The sequence below is a fragment of the Catenulispora sp. GP43 genome (assembly GCF_041260665.1).
Lineage (GTDB): Bacteria > Actinomycetota > Actinomycetes > Streptomycetales > Catenulisporaceae > Catenulispora.
The window spans coordinates 56,963-73,709 of the sequence record NZ_JBGCCT010000027.1 but is presented as its reverse complement, the minus strand read 5'-3'; the positions used below and the strand labels follow the sequence as shown (position 1 = coordinate 73,709).

Sequence of the window (16,747 nt, the reverse complement as noted above, 5' to 3'; positions counted from 1 at the left end):
AGCCTGACATGAAACTTGCCGTTGTGGGCGGTGGGTCGACGTACACCCCGGAGCTGGTGGACGGTTTCGCGCGGCTGCGCGACACGCTGCCGCTCACCGAGCTCGCGCTGATCGACCCGGCCGCGGACCGGGTGGAGCTGATCGGCGGGCTGGCCCGCCGCATCTTCGCCAAGCAGGGGCACCCCGGCGTGGTCACCACGCACACCGAGCTGGAGTCCGGTGTCGAGGGTGCGGACGCCGTGCTGATCCAGCTGCGGGTCGGCGGGCAGGCGATCCGCAACGTGGACGAGAGCTTCCCGCTGGAGTTCTGCTGCGTCGGCCAGGAGACCACCGGCGCCGGCGGCTTCGCCAAGGCGCTGCGGACCGTGCCGGTGGTGCTGGACATCGCCGAGCGGGTCCGGCGAATAGCACCGCAGGCCTGGATCATCGACTTCACCAACCCGGTCGGCATCGTCACCCGCTCCCTGCTCGATGCCGGGCACCGCGCCGTCGGGCTGTGCAACGTGGCCATCGGCTTCCAGCGCCGCGCCGCCGCGCACCTGGGGGTGGAGCCCTCGCGGATCAAGCTCGACCACGTCGGTCTCAACCACCTGACCTGGGAGCGCGGCTTCTACCTGGACGGCGAGGACTTCCTGCCGAAGTACCTCAGCGAGTCGCTGGAGGAGATCTCCCACGACATCGAGCTGCCGGCCGAGCTGATCAGCAGGCTCAACGCGATCCCGTCCTACTACCTGCGCTACTTCTACGCCCACGACATCGTCGTGAAGGAGCAGATCGACCAGGTCGCCAAGGGCGAGAACCGGGCCAAGGCGGTCGCGGCCGTGGAGGCCGAACTGCTGGCGCAGTACGCGGACCCGACGCTGGACACCAAGCCGGAGGCGCTGAGCAAGCGCGGCGGTGCGTTCTACTCCGAGGCCGCGGTCGAGCTGCTGGCCTCGCTGCACGGGAACCTCGGCGAGGAGCTGATCGTCAACGTCCGCAACGCCGGCACCTTCGACTTCCTGGCCGACGACGCGGTGATCGAGGTCCCCGCGATCGTCGACGCCTCGGGGGTACGCCCGGCGCCGCTGCGCACGCCGATCGAGCCGCTCTATCGGGGCCTGATCGGACACGTTTCCGCCTACGAGGAGCTGGCCGTGGAGGCGGCGATCAAGGGCGGGGTGGACCGGGTCCGCACCGCGCTGCTCGCGCACCCCCTGGTCGGCCAGGCGGACCTGGCGGACAAGCTGGCCGACTCGCTGGTCGCCAAGAACCGCGACTTCCTGCCGTGGGCGTGACCCGGGCGGCCGTCCTGGCGATCGACGGCGGGAACAGCAAGACCGAGGTGGCGCTGGCGGCGGCGGACGGCACCATCCTGGCCTGTGTGCAGGTGGGCGGCTTCACGCCGCACCTGGACGGCATGGCCGGGGCGGTGTCGGCGGCCGGGCAGGGCGTGGCGCTGATCCGCGCCGAGCTGGGCCTGGCCGCGGACGAGCCGCTGGCCGAACTGCTGGCCGCCTACGTGGCCGGGGCGGACTTCCCGGTCGAGGTCGAGGCGCTGGCCGCGGAGTTCGCCGCGCGCGGCTGGGCCGAGCGCACGATCGTCGACAACGACTCGTTCGCGCTGATGCGCTCGGGGACGTCGCGGCCCTGGGGTGTGGCCGTGGTCTGCGGGGCGGGCATGAACTGCGTCGGCATCGCGCCGGACGGCACGCACGCGCGCTTCCCGGCGCTCGGCATCGTCTCCGGGGACTGGGGCGGCGGTCCGGGCATCGGCGAGACCGCGCACTGGTACGCGGTGCGCGCCGAGGACGGCCGCGGCGCGCCGACCGTGCTGCGCAAGGCGGTGGCCGAGTACTTCGGCTGCGCGTCGATGGCGGAGCTGGTGGAGTCGATCCACTTCGGGCGGATCGCCGACGACCGGTTCGGGGAGCTGGCGCCCCTGGTCTTCGAGGTCGCCGGACTCGGCGACGAAGTGGCGCTGTCGATCGTGGAGCGGCTGGCCGACGAGGTGTGCTCGTGGGCGTTCGCCGCGCTGGCCCGGCTGGAGCTGATGGACTCCGACGTCGAGGTGGTGCTCGGCGGCGGGGTGCTGCGGGCGCGGCAGCCGCTGCTGACGGCCGGGATCGAGCGGCGCTTCGCCGAGCGGGCGCCGCGGGCGGTGCTCACCGTGGCGACCGAGCGGCCGATCCACGGGGCGGTGCTGCTGGGGCTGGACGAGCTGGCCCGGCGCTAGCCCGGCGCTAGCCCGGCGCCGGCTGGGCGCCGGCTCGGTGCTAGCTCGGCACTACTAGCTCGGCGCAGATGTACGGACTCCGGTGCGCCGGGGTTCGTCTCCTGAGATGACTGAGGTCCCTGTCGCCGAGACAGGGACCTCAGTCATTCGCTGACCGGCTCAGACGAGCGCGGCGTCCAGCGTGATCGACGGGACGCCGGCCAGCGCCTTGGACACCGGGCAGTTCGCCTTGGCGTTCTCGGCGGCGGCCTGGAAGTCCTCGGCGCTCAGGCCCGGCACGTCGGCGCGGACCACGAGCCGGATGCCGGTGATGCCCTCGCCGGGCTGGAAGTCGACCTCGGCGTGGGTGTCGACGGTGCGCGGCGGGGTGCCGGCGCCGGCCAGGCCGTGCGACAGCGCCATCGAGTAGCAGGTGGCGTGGGCGGCGGCGATCAGCTCCTCGGGGCTGGTCTGCTCCGCGGCCTCGGTGGCGCGCGACGCCCAGGTCACGTCGAAGGTGCCGCTGTGCGACGAGGCCAGCGTGACGTTGCCCTTGCCGTCGAGGAGGCTCCCCTCCCAGTGCGTGTCGGCCTTGCGCGTAGTCGCCATGGGTGTCCTACCTTCTTCCTTGCAGCAGTCGAAAGCTCCTGACGCGATCCTCTCACGCAGTCGGCGGGTGCGCTCAGCCAGTCCGTTTGAACACGAACACGTTGTTCTGGCGATCGGCGAACACTTCCTGGTAGCTGTAGCCCGGGTGCCGGGAGACGACGAAGTCCAGGGCCGAGGTCTGCCCCTCCCACCCCGTGCGGTCGATGTCGAAGGCCACGTAGTCCGGCGGCACGACGATGTTCGCGTTGCCGATCCACAGCGTCTGGTCGCGCGCGGCCAGCGCGGGCAGCATCTCGACGGTGGTCTCCACGGTGACGCCGGGCGGGATCGTGGCTTCGGCGCGCTTGATGGCCTCGGCGCGCGCGTCGGGGAACCAGGTCTGGTGGTGCAGCAGGTCCTGGAGCGGGAAGGACGGCGTCAGCGCGGCGGCGACCGCGAGCATGGCGACAGCGCCGTGCTTGAGCTGGGCATCGCCGATGACCCGGAGCCAAGTGCGCGATTCCGGAGTTTCTGCGGGGTCGGCCGCCTCCCGTTCCCGGGACTCCCGCATCAGGACCAGGCCGTGGATCGCGGCGGCGAAGACCACGACCATCGGGACGACGCTGTAGTGGAAGTCCGTGCCCCAATAGGACGGCATGACGTTGATGAAACGGGCCACCAGCGCGGGAACCGCGAGCAGGACCAACGGGGAGCGGAGCGCGACGAATGCGACTGGCAGAAGCGTCATCAGCATCGTGCGCTCCTTGTCGCCGATGCCGTTCACGAACTGTCGGGGAACGCAGGTGAGGAGCTTGCCGACGCCGGTGTGGAGCTTGGGGTCCAGGCAGCCGCCCTCGTTCCAGTACTCGTAGACGCCGTTCGGATTGAAGTGCGGTATGACGATCTTCACCAGGAAGGAAGTCGTCAGCACTCCGAGGGCGAGGCCACAGGCGAGGACGGTTCCTTGGGAGAAGCGGCGTCCCCGGAAGCGCGTCCGGGCCACGACCATCGCGATGATGATCGGGACGAGCAGTGCGAGGTCTTCCTTGACGAACAGGAGCGGTAGCGCCCACAGGATGGTCTTGCTGTTGTCGCCCCGGATGTAGGCACAGAGGCTGAACGCTAAGGCCGGGACCGCGAAGGCCACCTCATGGAAATCGAAGTTCGCGGCCTGGACGACGCCCCAGGACAGACCGAAGGCGGCGCCTATGGCGTATCCCTGATAGCGGCCCACCAGATCGATCGCGGTTCTGGTGAGCGGAACGGCGGCCAGCGCGAGGAGTACGGACTGCCCCACCAGAAGCGTGACCGGCGTCGGGAAGACGCGGAAGAACGGGGCCAGGAGTATCAGGATCGGGTGCCAGTGGTCGCCGAGGAGGTCCATGTTCTCGCCCCGGATACCGACCATGGGCGCCTGCAAGTGCGCGTAGCCGCGGACTGCTTCGGTGAAGATGCCGAGGTCCCAGGACATGGAATCACGGCGTTCGTACCTGAGTATGGAGATCAGCGCATAGAGGACAAATGAGACGCCGGCTATGAGCCACGGCGCATAGCGGGCGAGCTTGTTCGGCGGCTCCGCAGCGGGTTCTGGAAAGCTGCCCTGTGGGTCGCCTATAGGGGAGTTCTCTATAGCGAGATCTGCGGGTTCGGTCGTTCCCATGGTTTTCGCGAACCCCGTATCCAGCGCTTTTGACTCCCCCGGCATGCATGCAGCATAGAACCCGGCCTCTGAGCGGTGGGACAATGGGGTTGTGAGTGATCGCGAGGAACCCGTCACGTTCTACGAGGCGGTCGGCGGCGCGCCGACCTTTCGGAAGCTGGTCGCGCGCTTCTACGAGGGCGTGGCTACCGACCCCCTATTGCGGCCGATGTACCCAGAGGAAGACCTCGGCCCCGCTGAGGAACGCCTGCGCATGTTCCTGGAGCAGTACTGGGGCGGCCCGACGACGTATTCGGACCAGCGCGGCCATCCACGCCTGCGCATGCGCCACTTCCCGTTCAAGGTCGACCCGGCCGCGCGCGACGCCTGGCTGACCCACATGCGGGTCGCGGTGGACGAACTCGAACTGCCGCCCCTGTACGCCGCGGAACTGTGGGACTACCTTGTGCGCGCCGCGCACAGCATGGTCAACGCAGAGTAGAAATCCACTCGTGGCGCCGGCCGAGGCGGTTTAGGGTCGGCGCCATGAACGATCGCACCTTCCGGGTCATGGTCCGCGGCTCCTTCGACGCCCTGACCGACGACCAGCGTGCCGCACTGCTTGCCGAGGCGGCGGAGCACGACGTGCTGAACGCGGCGTTCACCCCGGAGGGGCGGCTGACGTACGACCTGACGATGCGGCCGTTCTTCACGTTCCGGTACCTGGAGCACGGCGAGCGCGAGGAGGACATCGTCGCCGCCGGCGAGCTCGCGCAGGCCAAGGCGGAGCAGTGGCTCACGGAGCACGGCTACGGGTACAAGGGGCTGAAGGTCAGCGCGGAGGACATGGCGCTGATGCCGCTGGCGAAGCGGCAGCGGAAGGCCCGGGCGGCGGGTTGAGGGCGAGTTCGCTCACATCCGGTGCACCCATCGACGGCTCTTGGTCAGCCCGAATAACAGGGCGTAACTAAGCGACCACTCTCCATGAGGCCCTATTTGTCTAGGTTTGACGGATGCTCTCCGGACGCCTCCGCAAGCCCGACCGTCGCCGTTCGCTGTTCATCGCAGCCGGCGTCGGCCTTTCGCTGACGCTGACGCTGGCCGCTGTCGCGACCCCGGCCGTCGGCGCACGTCCCGGCGCACCGATCGCCAAGGCGCAGGAAGCCGTGGCCGCCGCCGAACCGGCTGCGACACCCGAGGTGGCGGCTGTTCCCGCCCCTGAACCGGCTCCGGCTCCCGCTGCTGCCCCTGCGCCGGCTCCTGCGCCTGCGCCGACCCACGTCTCGCCGCTCCCGGGTGCACGCGTCACGGCCACCTTCGGCGCGAGCGGCACGAACTGGAGCAGCGGCAAACACACCGGCCTCGACCTCGCCGCGCCCCATGGCACCCCGATCCGGGCGGCCGCCGACGGCACAGTCGTCTCCGCCGGCTGGTCCGGGCCCTACGGTCTGCGCGTCGTCGTGAAGCACGCCGACGGCACCTCCACCGCCTACAACCACATGTCGCGGATCGAGGTCTCGCGGGGCCACGTCGCGGTCGGCCAGACCGTCGGGCGCCTGGGCTCCACCGGCAACTCCACCGGTCCGCACCTTCACTTCGAGGTGGCGGCCGCCAACGGCACGCTGGTGGACCCGCTGAGCTGGCTGCACGACAAGGGCGTCGCGGTCTGACCGACCGCTCCGCCCGCGCTCAGCACTCCGCGCCGCCACCGGGATCGAGCCCGACCACCGACTCCACCAGCGCCGCGAACCCGTCCTCCCCCATGGGCCCCAGCGCGCGCTCGCGCAGCGCCCCGAGGAAGGTCTGGATCGCCTCGCTGGCGACCCGCAGCCCGTGTTCGGTCAGCGTCACCAGGATCACCCGGCGGTCGGCGGCCGAGGGGCCGCGCTCGATCATCCCGGCCTCGGCGAGGCGGTCGGCGACCTTGGTCGTGCCGGCCGTGGAGAAGCCCAGGACCGCCGAGAGCTGACTCATCTTCGCCGTGTACTCCGGACTGCTCGCCAGGTACCACAGCGCCTGGAACGCCGAGGGCGCCACGCCGGTCCTGGCCTCGACGTCGTCGAGCAGGCGCCCGTTCAGCCGCCGGAACGCCCCCTGGAGCTGGTTCCACTGCTGCAACAGCGCGAGGTCCGCCATCGAGGGGCAGGCCTCTTCTCCCCCGCTGTGCCCATCCGTCCCGTTCACGTTGACCAGGATAGGTCACCGAGCTACTATCTCGCCAGTTAGATAATTACTGGCGAGAAGATAGCGTGCTACCTATCCGCTCGACCATCCGTCGCTTTCAGGGAGCTAGTCATGAGCGAGAAGTGGACCCTCGATCCCGCAGGCCACGAGGTCACCGTCAGGAACAAGACGTTCTGGGGCCTGGCCACCGTCCGCGGCGTCTTCAAGACCGTACACGGCGAGGGGGTGCTGGCCGAGGACGGCACCGGCGAGGGCCTCGTCACCGTCGAGTCCGCCTCGCTCGACACCCGCCTGGCCAAGCGCGACACCCACCTGCGGTCGAGCGACTTCTTCGACGTCGAGCGCCACCCGACGTTCCAGTTCGCGGCCGACCGGATAGGCCCGGTCAGCGCGGACAGCGCCGAGGTGCAGGTCCAGGGCACGCTGAAGGTGCGCGACGTCGTCAAGCCCCTGACGTTCATCGCGCATGCCGACCGGCGCGCGGACTCCGTCACGCTGACCGCGACGATCCCCTACACCCGCGCGGACTTCGGGATGACCTGGAACCAGCTCGGCATGATGGCCGCCAAGGGCGAGATCGGCGTGAAGCTGCGCTTCACGCGGCAGAGCTGAGCCCTCTTAGGCGAGCAGGCCGGACCCGGTCCGCAGCACTACCGTCCCGAACGGCGCGTCCAGCCGCAGCCACCGGCCCGAAGAGCGCACCACGGCCGACGCGGACTGGGCCTGCCCGAGGAACGCCATGGCCCGCGCGGCGTGCGCGGCCCGGACCGTCAGCCCGAACGTCAGGGGCCGGTCCCAGATCTCGGCGGCGATGCGGTCCACAGCCGCGCGCGTCCGCTCCTTGTCCGCGATCGCCTCGGCGCGCGCCTTGAACTCGGCGATGCCGCCCAGCGCGGCGGTCTCCACCTCCGCGACCGGCAGCTCGCCGACCGTCCGCCAGCCGGTGCGCGGCGGCAGGAACCCGGTCCAGGCGGTCGCCCCGGCCAGCGGGCGCGGCAGGGGCAGCGCGCCGTCGTCGGCGATCGCGTGGAGCAGGTCGCCGGCCGAGACGGTGACGTCGGCCTCCACGCTCACGGAGGTCCGGACCTCGGAGCCCGCCCCGGAACCGGCCACAGCCTCGGCCTCGGCCTCAGCCGCGGGTCCGGCGGGATCCAGCGCGAGGGTGCGCAGGGTCAGCACGTCGAACGGCGGCTGTCCCCAGACCCCGACCGCCGAGCCCGACGCCACCACCCGCACCGCCGCGGCCTTGTCGAACCGCAGCAGCCGCGTGAGGTACCCGCCGAGGTCGGCGGCCTCGTCCGCGCCGGCCAGCCGCAGCGCCGACACCGTGCTCACGCTCCCGCCGGGGTGTAGTACTCGGCGAGGTAGTCCTTCTCCACCTGCGACAGCCGCCGCAGGTGGTTCCCCTCGATGTTGAACGGCACCAGGACCGACGAGGCGGTCGCGTAGACGGCCTCGTCGTCGCGGACCTCGTAGGCCACGGTGAACTTCGCGGTGGCGATGGCGGTCACCCAGACCTCGACGCGCACCGGCTCGGGCCGGTAGACCAGCGGGCGCCGGTACTCGATCTCGTGCTTGGCCACCACCGTGCCGAACGTGGCGAACCCCTCCACCCCGGCCTCGGCGGCGCGGCGGAACATCCAGTCCACCCGCGCCTCCTCCAGGTAGCGGAGGTAGACCACGTTGTTGACATGCTGGTAGGCGTCCATGTCGGACCACCGCAGCGGGCACAGGTACACGTGCCGTCTCCCCGGCGCGGCCGGGGAGACGGTCGTCGTGCCGTCCGTGCTGGTCTGGGCGGTGCCGGTCATCAGTCGCGCGTCAGCTTCCGGTAGGTGGCACGGTGCGGGCGCAGCGACTCCGGGCCGAGACGCTCGGCCTTGTTCTTCTCGTAGCCCTCGAAGTTGCCCTCGTACCAGAACCACTTCGAGTCGCCCTCCCACGCCAGGATGTGCGTGGCGACCCGGTCCAGGAACCAGCGGTCGTGGGAGATGACCACGGCGCAGCCGGGGAAGTCCAGCAGCGCGTTCTCCAGCGAGGTCAGGGTCTCCACGTCCAGGTCGTTGGTGGGCTCGTCGAGCAGCAGCAGGTTGCCGCCCTGCTTCAGGGTCAGCGCCAGGTTCAGCCGGTTGCGCTCGCCGCCGGAGAGCACGCCGGCCGGCTTCTGCTGGTCCGGGCCCTTGAAGCCGAACGCCGAGACGTAGGCGCGCGAGGGCATCTCGACCTGGCCGACCTTGATGTAGTCCAGGCCGTCGGAGACGACCTCCCACAGGCTCTTCTTCGGGTCGATGCCGGCCCGGTTCTGGTCGACGTAGGAGATCGAGACGGTCTCGCCGATCTTGACCGACCCGCCGTCCGCCTGCTCCAGGCCCACCATGGTCTTGAACAGCGTGGTCTTGCCCGCGCCGTTCGGGCCGACGACGCCGACGATGCCGTTGCGCGGCAGCGTGAAGGACAGGTCGTCGATCAGCACCCGGTCGTCGAAGCCCTTGACCAGGTCGGACACCTCGATCACGACGCTGCCCAGACGCGGGCCCGGCGGGATCTGGATCTCCTCGAAGTCCAGCTTGCGGATCTTGTCCGCCTCAGCGGCCATCTCCTCGTAGCGGGCCAGCCGCGCCTTGCTCTTGACCTGGCGGGCCTTGGCGTTGGAGCGCACCCACTCCAGCTCTTCCTTGAGGCGCTTCTGCCGCTTGGCGTCCTTCTGCCCCTCGACCCGCATACGCGAGGCCTTGGTCTCCAGGTACGTCGAGTAGTTGCCCTCGTAGGGGTAGGCCCGGCCGCGGTCCAGCTCCAGGATCCACTGCGCGACGTTGTCCAGGAAGTACCGGTCGTGGGTGACGGCGACCACGGTCCCGGCGTACTTCTCCAGGTGCTGCTCCAGCCAGTTCACCGACTCGGCGTCCAGGTGGTTGGTGGGCTCGTCGAGCAGCAGCAGGTCGGGCGCCTCCAGCAGCAGCTTGCACAGCGCCACCCGGCGCTTCTCGCCACCGGAGAGCACCTTGACGTCGGCGTCGCCGGGCGGGCAGCGCAGGGCGTCCATGGCCTGCTCGATCTGCGAGTCCAGCTCCCAGGCGTTGCGGTGGTCCAGCTCGTCCTGCAGCTTGCCCATCTCGGCGAGCAGCTCGTCGGAGTAGTCGGTGGCCATCTGCTCGGCGATCTCGTTGAACCGCTTGAGCAGGTCCAGGGTCTCCTTGACGGCCTCCTGGACGTTCTCCAGGACGTTCTTGGTCTCGTCCAGCGGAGGCTCCTGCAGCAGGATGCCGACGGAGGCGCCGGGCGCGAGGTTGGCGTCGCCGTTCGACGCCGTCTCCAGCCCGGCCATGATCTTCAGCACGGTGGACTTGCCCGCACCGTTCGGGCCGACGACGCCGATCTTCGCCCCCGGCAGGAACGACAGGGTCACGTCGTCGAGGATGACCTTGTCGCCGTGGGCCTTACGCGCCTTGCGCAGGGTGTAAATGTACTCCGCCATAACCTAGAGCTTAGTTGCCGCGGGTTAATGGTTATGACGCCGTCACTCGGAAGGCGGGGATGTGACGGGGGTCACCAGCCCGGGACCCCCTCCTCAGACCCCGTTTCAGGACTCTGATTCGCTCGACCTTGCCGCATTGTTCCCGGTCACACCCCGCATACCGCCACTTCAGCAGGCCACCAGCAGACCGGGAGCATCCCCACCGGGACGCGACCGCGCCACACCACTGCCGTCGACACACGCCCCTTGCGACCCGGTGGCACGCGCGTACACGGCGACGAAGTCACGAGCGGAGTGGCTGAAGTAGCGCTCGGCGGACCGCGGGTAGTCACCCCACTTGAAGGGACGCGGGTCACCGGGGTTCGCAGACGAGTCGTAGGCCATGAACGACGGCCAGCTGATGTTGATGTCAAGCTCCATGGCCCGCACCGCACCGGCCTGCTGCAACGCGGTCGCCAGCGAACGCGGCGACATCGTCGGACCGAGCGCGAAGACGACATCCCCGGCCGCGGTGACACCGACCCCGGACCGACGCACATAGGTGGCGCCACCGTCGGTGACACCCCAGGTGAAGAGCGAGTCGATGTCCCCGGCGATCCGCCCACCGTCGATCATCAACTGCCGCTGCTGCCGCACCCCGACGATGTCGGGCCCCAACTGCGCATCACGCCCCCACACCCCCACAGTGAAGGAGCCATCCCGCCGAAAAACCTCGGCGGCGACCCCGGGCACGAGCGGCCCATGCTGCTTCCCGCCGAGATAGAAGCCACCACCGGAGTCACCCATGAGAAAGCCGCCATTCCACGTGGCGACAAGCCCATCCCGCCGATCCCGCGGCAGCATGTCGGGCTGCGACCAACTCCCACCGGGCTGCGCATAGCCGGGATGGAGCTCGAACCGCGCAGCGGACTCCTTGATCCACGCAATCGCCACCGGCGAGGAGGTCCCGGCAGCCCGCAGCATGGTCCCCTGCACAACGGGCTCCCCATGCGAATCAGCGGCGAGCACACGCCACTCCCCCTCCCCGGGAAACGCCCGAGCCGCAGCCGCGACAAGCGGGGCTTGCAGCGGGTCGGCCGGCGGCTGGCTCGCGCGCACGGGGGCAGGCTTCGCCGCGGGCAGCGCGGTGCCGACGGCGAGCGCCTGCGAGGGCGCGGACGCGGTACCCGCGCATATCGCACCGGTGACCGCCGCGGCCACGGCGGTGCTGACGGTCAGTGCTGGAATCCATCGCGCGCGACCGCGCTTCATGTCACCCACTGCGATTATCTGCCCGGGGTGGGTGGCGGGCAGACGACGCCGAATGGCTGATGTAGGGGCTGGGCGCGACGGCGCGGCAGGCGCCGCAGAGTCGCTGGCCCAGCACGGCGGGGTGCAATGCGCGCCGGCAAGGTGGGCTCAGCAGCGCTGCGCAGCGAGGCAATGGGCGCGGCAGCGTGGGCGATTCAGCTCAGCTCAACCGGCTCGGCAGGTGGGCGCCGCTGGCTCCTCGGCCGGCTGGCTTGGTATCGGCAGGGATACGGCGGCTCGGCGCGGCAGCATGGCCACCATCGGCTCGGCGGGACACCGAGCTTGGTGCGGCGGCAAATCGGCACCGGATGTGGCAGTCGTTCGGCAGCGCGGCAGAACGGCGGCTCGGCGGCTCGGCGGCTCGGCGGCAGCATGGCCACCATCGGCTCGGCGGGACACCGAGCTTGGTGCGGCGGCAAATCGGCACCGGATGTGGCAGTCGTTCGGCAGCAAGGCAGACCTGTCGCGCAGCGATGCGCCTCGCATGGCAGCTGGCTGCCAACACAGCGGCCTTGCCGGTTGCAGCTGTGGTCTCTCGCAAGGCGTGCGAGCACGCCACGCGTGGCAGCCGGCTGCCGTCGCCGGCAGCCAACACAGCGGCCTTGCCAGTGCGGCTTGGGCATGGCCTAATCCGCTGAGGCGACCGGTCCCCGCAACCGGTCGTTTACCTCAGGGCGCAGGCGCTTGAGATAGCGGCGTCATGACCTCAGCACTCGAGCCGCGTGGTGTCGGAGTCGTGTCATGCCGCCGCCGGAAGGCTCACCACCTCTGCGGGGGCGGGCGCTGTCGCAGTGTTCGCGGGTTCCGGGCCGGTGGTCGGCAGGGCTGCTGTGCTCGCCGCTGCTGCCACTGCCGCCTGCGCTGCCGCTGCCTCCTCGCGGCGGCGGCCGGGGCCTGGGATGCGGGTGCCGCCGGGCGGGGTGGAGTGGCGGTAGACGGTGGTGCCCCAGCGGAGGTCGTGGCCGATGGCTTGGATGTCGAGTTCGGCGGTGGTCATGTTCTCCTCGCCGCGGCGCCAGCGGCTGATGCGGAGGCGGCCGGTGGCCACCACCGGGTCGCCGACGCCCATGCTGCTTGCCACGTGGTCGGCCAGGGAGCGCCAGCAGACCGCGCTGAAGTAGTTGGGGTCGCCGTCGGTCCAGGTGCCGGTGCGTTTGTCGTAGCGGCGGGGGGTGTTGCGGATTTGGAAGCGGGCGATCGGGTTGTTGTCGGTGCCCTGGCCGTAGCGGATGTCGCTGCAGACGGTGCCGACCACGGTGACGGTGGTTTCGTTCATCGGTGCATCCCCCTGGATGTGCTGATGTGCTGGGTTTCTGGGTTGTTCGCGGGGTGATCGCCGGGCCCCGGGTTGCTGTGGGACTATGCTCGCATTCTTCGCTAATCGGGCACAAGGGTTCGAAGAGGGGTGCACTCTTTTGGCCTAGTCAGGGCTCTTCCGTGGGGCGGTGGGCGGTTTTAGTGTTTGCCGAAACGCTGCCGACGCAGGAGGTTCGTCGTGACCGGAACCGTGGACAACGCCGCCGCCGAGGACTTCTACGCCGTGATCGCGGGGCAGACTGTGCCCTCGCTGCTGGCGCGCAATGCGGTCGAGTTCGGGGAGCGGGCGGCGATCACGAGTGCCCCGGACGCCGACGGGCAGACCAGCACCCTGACGTGGGCCGAGTTGCGGGAGCGCGCCGCGGAGTTCTCCGAGGGCTTGGTGGCGCTGGGCCTGGAGCCCGGGGACCGGCTGCTCACCATGATGTCCAGTCGGCCCGAGCACTGGATCACCGACCACGGCGCGCAGCACGCCCGCGCCATCCCCTGCACCGCCTACGCCACCTTGTCCACCGACCAGATCGGCTTCGTCGCCGCGCACAGTGCCGCGCCGATCGTCGTGCTGGAGGGCCGGCACGAGATCGAGCGCTGGCAGCCGGTGTTGGCGAGCCTGCCGGCGTTGCGGCACGTCATCGTGGTCGAGGAGGCGGACTGCGTCGTCACCGGCGAGGACGCGCACGGCAAGCAGTTCCTGCCCTACAGCGCGGTGATGGCCATCGGCCGGGAGCGGCTGGCGGGCAATCCGAGCCTGTTCGAACAGCGGTGGAAGCAGATCCGGCCGGAGGACCCGGTCGGGATGATGTACACCTCCGGGACCACCGGGGATCCCAAGGGCGTCGTGCTGACGCATCTCAACGTGCTGTACGAGGCGGCGGTCGTGGACGCCATCACCTCGATCGAGGACTTCCCGGACACCATCGCCTACTTGCCGCTGGCGCACATCGCCGAGCGCGAGCTGAGCCTGTACGGCTCCGTCATGAAGGTCGCGCACGTCCACCTGTGCCCCGATCCGCGCCAGGTCGTCGGCGCGCTCGGCCGGGTCCACCCCGGCGGGCTGTTCGGCGTGCCGCGCATCTGGGAGAAGCTCGCCGCGGGGGTCCAGGGCCTGGTCAGGGCGGCCGATCCGGCGCAGCGTGAGGCGTTCGAGCAGGCGCACGCGGTCACCCTGGAGGCCTCCGAGCTGCTGACGGCCGGCAAGCAGGTGCCCGAGGAGTTGGCGCGGGCCGTCGAGGAGGCGGACCGCACCGTGCTGGCCCCGGCCCGCTCGCTGCTCGGGCTGGACCGGGTCACCCGCGCGACCAGCGGCGCGGCCCCGATCTCGGTGGAGACCCTGCGTTTCCTGCACGGCCTCGGCGTCCCGCTGATGGAGGTCTGGGGCATGTCCGAGACCAGCGGCGCGGCGACTGTGTGCACCCCGGAGGCGAACCGCGTGGGCACCGTCGGCAAGGCGGTGCCGGGCGTGGAGCTGAAGATCGGCGAGGACGGCGAGGTGTTCGTCCGCGGCCCGATCATGCTGGCCGGCTACCTCCAGCCGGACGGCAGCGTGCTGTCCCCGCTGGACGCCGACGGCTGGCTGGCCACCGGCGACGTCGGCACCCTGGACGCCGACGGCTTCCTGACCATCACCGACCGCAAGAAGGAACTCATCATCACCTCGGGCGGCAAGAACATCGCGCCGACGCTGATCGAGAGCCACCTGACCGCGCACCCGGCGGTCGGCTTCGCGGTCGCGATCGGCGACCGCCGGCCCTACGTCACGGCGCTCATCGTCCTGGACCCGGACGTGTACTCCGGCGACGCCGCGAACTCCCCCGAGGCGCGCGCCGCGGTGGACCAGGCGGTGGAGACGGCCAACGCCAAGCTGTCCCGGGTCGAGCAGGTGAAGAAGTACACGATCATCCCCGGTCCCTGGACCCCGGACACCGGCGAGGTCACGCCGAAGCTGAGCCTGCGCCGCCGCGTGATCGCCGAGCGCTACGCCGACGTCATCGCCGAGATGTACGTGGAGCTGGAAGGGAACGGTGTGGAGGACCTTCACGCATAAGCGCGGAAGCGCCTACGGAAGTACTGCATATAGAGCGTCATAGGCAGGCGGCGTACCCGTCGGGGAACCCGTGGGTACGTCAGCCTCGCCGCACGCACCCCGACCCGGAACAACCGCTCACGCCGCGCGTCCCAGACAAGCCCGAACTCATCACGCAGGCGCTGCGGGAGCAGCCCTGTGGTGATCAACCGGTTCACCGGCAACAGCGGACGCAGGTAGAGCGGGACCGCACGACTGTAGAGCAGGTCATGGCAGATCTGCTTGGCGCCGTCGGAGATGACCAACTCCGCCAGCGCCTTGTCCCAGTACTCCTCGAACTCCGCTACAGAGGACGGCCACATCTCCTCGGGACAGCCGAGGAGAGTTCCATATAGCGCGCTCTCACGGCAGAACTCCTCCTGCATCGCCGGGGGCATCGGCCCAAGTGTCATCTCGTATATCTGGACCGCCGACTTGTAGAGCGTCGCGGCAACCCAGAGTTGGAGTTCCGGATCGTTGGCGGAGTAGCCCGCCCCTTTGACGTAGGTGTGGATGCGGTTCACACCGCCGGCTACCCAGGCGGACTCCTCAGGTGTGCCCAGAGTGGTGCCGTAGATGTAGTCCAGCGTCCCGCGCAGCCGCTGGAAGGGATGCTCTGCGAAGTTGCTGTGTTCGGCCACTCCCTGCGCCACCTTGGGATGCGCCACCTGCATCAGGATCGCGCGGCCCGCACCGGCCAGGACGCACGCCTCGCCGACGACCCGCTGGATCGCGGTCTGGTCCGGGTTCCTCACTGCGCCAACCCCAATCCGGCCGCCCCCGCGAGCAGGCCCGCGACGAGGCTCACGCCGACGTTCAAGGCGGCCTTGGCGAAGGCCCGTTCCTCCACGAGCCGCACGGTCTCGACGCTGAACGTCGAGAATGTCGTATAAGCGCCGCAGAAGCCGGTACCGAGGATCGCCACCGCCTGCTTGGACAACCCGTCATGCGCTCCCATACCCACCAGCAACCCCAGGATGAACGCGCCGGTGACGTTGATCACGAGTGTGCCCCACGGGAAGGCACCCCGGCTCCGGGACGCCACCAAGCGGTCTACGAGGTACCGCACAGGTGCGCCCACAGCGGAAGCGAAGGCGACGGCCAGAAGCGTCATGCGCGGGACCACCCAGGGGAACGTCTGACGAGAACGGCGCGCGTCAGGAAGATGCCGAGTGCTGTGGCCGCCAGCCCTGCGAACAAGCTGCCGAACACATCTAAGGCGGCCAAGCCATAGCGGCCCGCAGCCAAGAGACGGTCTGTGTCGATCATCCATGTGGAGAACGTCGTATAGGCGCCCAGGAAGCCGACCGCCCCGAAGGGACGCACATAGCGGGTCGGCGGCCACACCTCGATGACACACACCAACAGGACCGCCAGGACGAACGACCCGGTCACGTTGATCACGAACGTCGTCGTCGGGAAGGTGTGCGCGGCGGTCGGGAACGCCTGGCCGAGCAGATAGCGCGTGGGCCCGCCGAGGAACCCGCCGGCCGCGATGACCGCGACCACCCGCGCGACGCTCGGAGTGGCAGCCGCCTCGGCGCCGGTGGCCGGAACCGGGGCCTCGACGCTGCTGCCCTCGTCCTCCGGCGGGACCTCGTGGTGCCAGGCATGGTGCGGCGCTACATGGTGCGGCCCGACGTGGTGCGGCCCGCTGTGGTCCGGCCCGGTGTGGTCCGGCCCGGGGTCGGAGGGCGGCTGCGGGGGATTCACGCGCCCATGATCGCCCGCGCGGCCGCCGATCACCAAAACCCCGTCCCGGGCCGGATCCGGGCATCGCGGACGTCCCCCGATTTGGCCATGGCAGCCATAGCCGAATCGGCCCCTTACCGATTGTTGACGCGCTGGCCACAGCCGTAGCGACGATGGACCGTGGGTCCGGCGGGCGTTCCCTTGGAGTCTCCTCCACCGACGCTTGGATTTTACCGTAACGCCGCAGATCACGCATTTACAAGCACTGCGATGCGCACCTACATTCACAGGGCATCTCGCGCGAGC

General features: G+C 70.0%; 18 protein-coding genes. 7 read left to right on the top strand and 11 right to left on the bottom strand.

The features are described 5' to 3' along the window. Positions 1 to 8: 8 nt before the first annotated feature. Together ABH926_RS39520 and ABH926_RS39515 are read left to right on the top strand one after the other, a co-directional pair. A complete protein-coding gene (locus ABH926_RS39520) occupies positions 9 to 1,277 on the top strand; it encodes a 6-phospho-beta-glucosidase (protein WP_370371218.1) in 1,269 nt (422 codons plus the stop codon). Continuing rightward, complete coding sequence (locus tag ABH926_RS39515; protein ID WP_370371216.1) at positions 1,268 to 2,215, top strand: N-acetylglucosamine kinase; 948 nt, start codon at positions 1,268 to 1,270, stop codon at positions 2,213 to 2,215. The genes ABH926_RS39520 and ABH926_RS39515 overlap by 10 nt, the downstream gene beginning before the upstream one ends. Before the next feature lie 159 nt (positions 2,216 to 2,374). On the opposite strand, the gene ABH926_RS39510 is transcribed toward ABH926_RS39515, so the two are convergent. Together ABH926_RS39510 and ABH926_RS39505 are read right to left on the bottom strand one after the other, a co-directional pair. Next, the gene (locus tag ABH926_RS39510; protein ID WP_370371214.1) at positions 2,375 to 2,803 is read right to left on the bottom strand and encodes an OsmC family peroxiredoxin; all 429 of its coding nucleotides are present in this window, start codon (positions 2,801 to 2,803) and stop codon (positions 2,375 to 2,377) included. Positions 2,804 to 2,876: 73 nt separating this feature from the next. Then, the gene (locus tag ABH926_RS39505) at positions 2,877 to 4,253 is read right to left on the bottom strand and encodes a DUF2079 domain-containing protein (RefSeq protein WP_370371212.1); all 1,377 of its coding nucleotides are present in this window, start codon (positions 4,251 to 4,253) and stop codon (positions 2,877 to 2,879) included. Between the two features lie 280 nt (positions 4,254 to 4,533). Here ABH926_RS39505 and ABH926_RS39500 point away from each other — a divergent pair, with 280 nt between their 5' ends. From ABH926_RS39500 to ABH926_RS39490, 3 genes are all read left to right on the top strand, one after another. After that, positions 4,534 to 4,923 carry a globin gene (locus ABH926_RS39500; RefSeq protein WP_370371211.1) on the top strand — a complete coding sequence of 130 codons (390 nt, stop codon included), beginning with the start codon at positions 4,534 to 4,536 and terminating at the stop codon, positions 4,921 to 4,923. 44 nt (positions 4,924 to 4,967) lie between these two features. Further along, positions 4,968 to 5,321, top strand: coding sequence for a DUF6204 family protein (locus ABH926_RS39495; protein ID WP_370371209.1), 354 nt, complete (start codon positions 4,968 to 4,970; stop codon positions 5,319 to 5,321). A gap of 113 nt (positions 5,322 to 5,434) precedes the next feature. Beyond that, positions 5,435 to 6,091, top strand: coding sequence for a M23 family metallopeptidase (locus ABH926_RS39490; protein ID WP_370371208.1), 657 nt, complete (start codon positions 5,435 to 5,437; stop codon positions 6,089 to 6,091). Between the two features lie 19 nt (positions 6,092 to 6,110). On the opposite strand, the gene ABH926_RS39485 is transcribed toward ABH926_RS39490, so the two are convergent. Continuing rightward, a complete protein-coding gene (locus tag ABH926_RS39485) occupies positions 6,111 to 6,605 on the bottom strand; it encodes a MarR family winged helix-turn-helix transcriptional regulator (protein WP_370371207.1) in 495 nt (164 codons plus the stop codon). A 111-nt stretch (positions 6,606 to 6,716) separates the two neighbouring features. Here ABH926_RS39485 and ABH926_RS39480 point away from each other — a divergent pair, with 111 nt between their 5' ends. Beyond that, positions 6,717 to 7,217 (top strand): YceI family protein, encoded by a 501-nt coding sequence (locus ABH926_RS39480; protein ID WP_370371205.1) that lies wholly within the window; start codon positions 6,717 to 6,719, stop codon positions 7,215 to 7,217. A 6-nt stretch (positions 7,218 to 7,223) separates the two neighbouring features. Here ABH926_RS39480 and ABH926_RS39475 read toward each other — a convergent pair whose 3' ends face one another. From ABH926_RS39475 to ABH926_RS39455, 5 genes are all read right to left on the bottom strand, one after another. Continuing rightward, a complete protein-coding gene (locus tag ABH926_RS39475) occupies positions 7,224 to 7,940 on the bottom strand; it encodes a hypothetical protein (protein ID WP_370371204.1) in 717 nt (238 codons plus the stop codon). Further along, entirely contained in the window at positions 7,937 to 8,416 is a 480-nt protein-coding gene (locus ABH926_RS39470; RefSeq protein ID WP_370371202.1) for an acyl-CoA thioesterase, read from the bottom strand. Before ABH926_RS39470 ends, ABH926_RS39475 begins: the two co-directional genes overlap by 4 nt. Beyond that, a complete protein-coding gene (gene ettA, locus ABH926_RS39465) occupies positions 8,416 to 10,080 on the bottom strand; it encodes an energy-dependent translational throttle protein EttA (protein WP_370371200.1) in 1,665 nt (554 codons plus the stop codon). Before ettA ends, ABH926_RS39470 begins: the two co-directional genes overlap by 1 nt. Positions 10,081 to 10,248: 168 nt before the next feature. Next, on the bottom strand, positions 10,249 to 11,340 hold the full coding sequence (locus tag ABH926_RS39460) for a hypothetical protein (protein WP_370371199.1): 1,092 nt from the start codon (positions 11,338 to 11,340) through the stop codon (positions 10,249 to 10,251). Between the two features lie 769 nt (positions 11,341 to 12,109). Then, positions 12,110 to 12,646: a single-stranded DNA-binding protein gene (locus ABH926_RS39455; protein ID WP_370371197.1), complete on the bottom strand. Its 537-nt coding sequence runs from the start codon at positions 12,644 to 12,646 to the stop codon at positions 12,110 to 12,112. 219 nt (positions 12,647 to 12,865) lie between these two features. On the opposite strand from ABH926_RS39455, the gene ABH926_RS39450 reads away from it, so the two are divergent. Further along, complete coding sequence (locus ABH926_RS39450) at positions 12,866 to 14,731, top strand: long-chain fatty acid--CoA ligase (RefSeq protein ID WP_370371195.1); 1,866 nt, start codon at positions 12,866 to 12,868, stop codon at positions 14,729 to 14,731. On the opposite strand, the gene ABH926_RS39445 is transcribed toward ABH926_RS39450, so the two are convergent. Genes ABH926_RS39445 through ABH926_RS39435 form a run of 3 tightly spaced genes read right to left on the bottom strand, consistent with a single transcriptional unit; the run spans position 14,722 to position 16,462 of the window. Beyond that, positions 14,722 to 15,504: an oxygenase MpaB family protein gene (locus ABH926_RS39445; RefSeq protein ID WP_370371194.1), complete on the bottom strand. Its 783-nt coding sequence runs from the start codon at positions 15,502 to 15,504 to the stop codon at positions 14,722 to 14,724. The genes ABH926_RS39450 and ABH926_RS39445 overlap by 10 nt on opposite strands. Beyond that, complete coding sequence (crcB, locus tag ABH926_RS39440) at positions 15,501 to 15,863, bottom strand: fluoride efflux transporter CrcB (RefSeq protein WP_370371192.1); 363 nt, start codon at positions 15,861 to 15,863, stop codon at positions 15,501 to 15,503. Before crcB ends, ABH926_RS39445 begins: the two co-directional genes overlap by 4 nt. After that, entirely contained in the window at positions 15,860 to 16,462 is a 603-nt protein-coding gene (locus ABH926_RS39435) for a CrcB family protein (RefSeq protein WP_370371191.1), read from the bottom strand. The genes crcB and ABH926_RS39435 overlap by 4 nt, the downstream gene beginning before the upstream one ends. Between the last annotated feature and the right edge of the window lie 285 nt (positions 16,463 to 16,747).

Coding starts and splice junctions, on each gene's coding strand:
- ABH926_RS39520 (WP_370371218.1), top strand. CDS start 9: ATGAAACTTGCCGTTGTGGGCGGTGGGTCGACGTACACCCCGGAGCTG.
- ABH926_RS39510 (WP_370371214.1), bottom strand. CDS start 2,803: ATGGCGACTACGCGCAAGGCCGACACGCACTGGGAGGGGAGCCTCCTC.
- ABH926_RS39505 (WP_370371212.1), bottom strand. CDS start 4,253: ATGTCCTGGGACCTCGGCATCTTCACCGAAGCAGTCCGCGGCTACGCG.
- ABH926_RS39495 (WP_370371209.1), top strand. CDS start 4,968: ATGAACGATCGCACCTTCCGGGTCATGGTCCGCGGCTCCTTCGACGCC.
- ABH926_RS39490 (WP_370371208.1), top strand. CDS start 5,435: ATGCTCTCCGGACGCCTCCGCAAGCCCGACCGTCGCCGTTCGCTGTTC.
- ABH926_RS39480 (WP_370371205.1), top strand. CDS start 6,717: ATGAGCGAGAAGTGGACCCTCGATCCCGCAGGCCACGAGGTCACCGTC.
- ABH926_RS39470 (WP_370371202.1), bottom strand. CDS start 8,416: ATGACCGGCACCGCCCAGACCAGCACGGACGGCACGACGACCGTCTCC.
- ettA (WP_370371200.1), bottom strand. CDS start 10,080: ATGGCGGAGTACATTTACACCCTGCGCAAGGCGCGTAAGGCCCACGGC.
- ABH926_RS39455 (WP_370371197.1), bottom strand. CDS start 12,646: ATGAACGAAACCACCGTCACCGTGGTCGGCACCGTCTGCAGCGACATC.
- crcB (WP_370371192.1), bottom strand. CDS start 15,863: ATGACGCTTCTGGCCGTCGCCTTCGCTTCCGCTGTGGGCGCACCTGTG.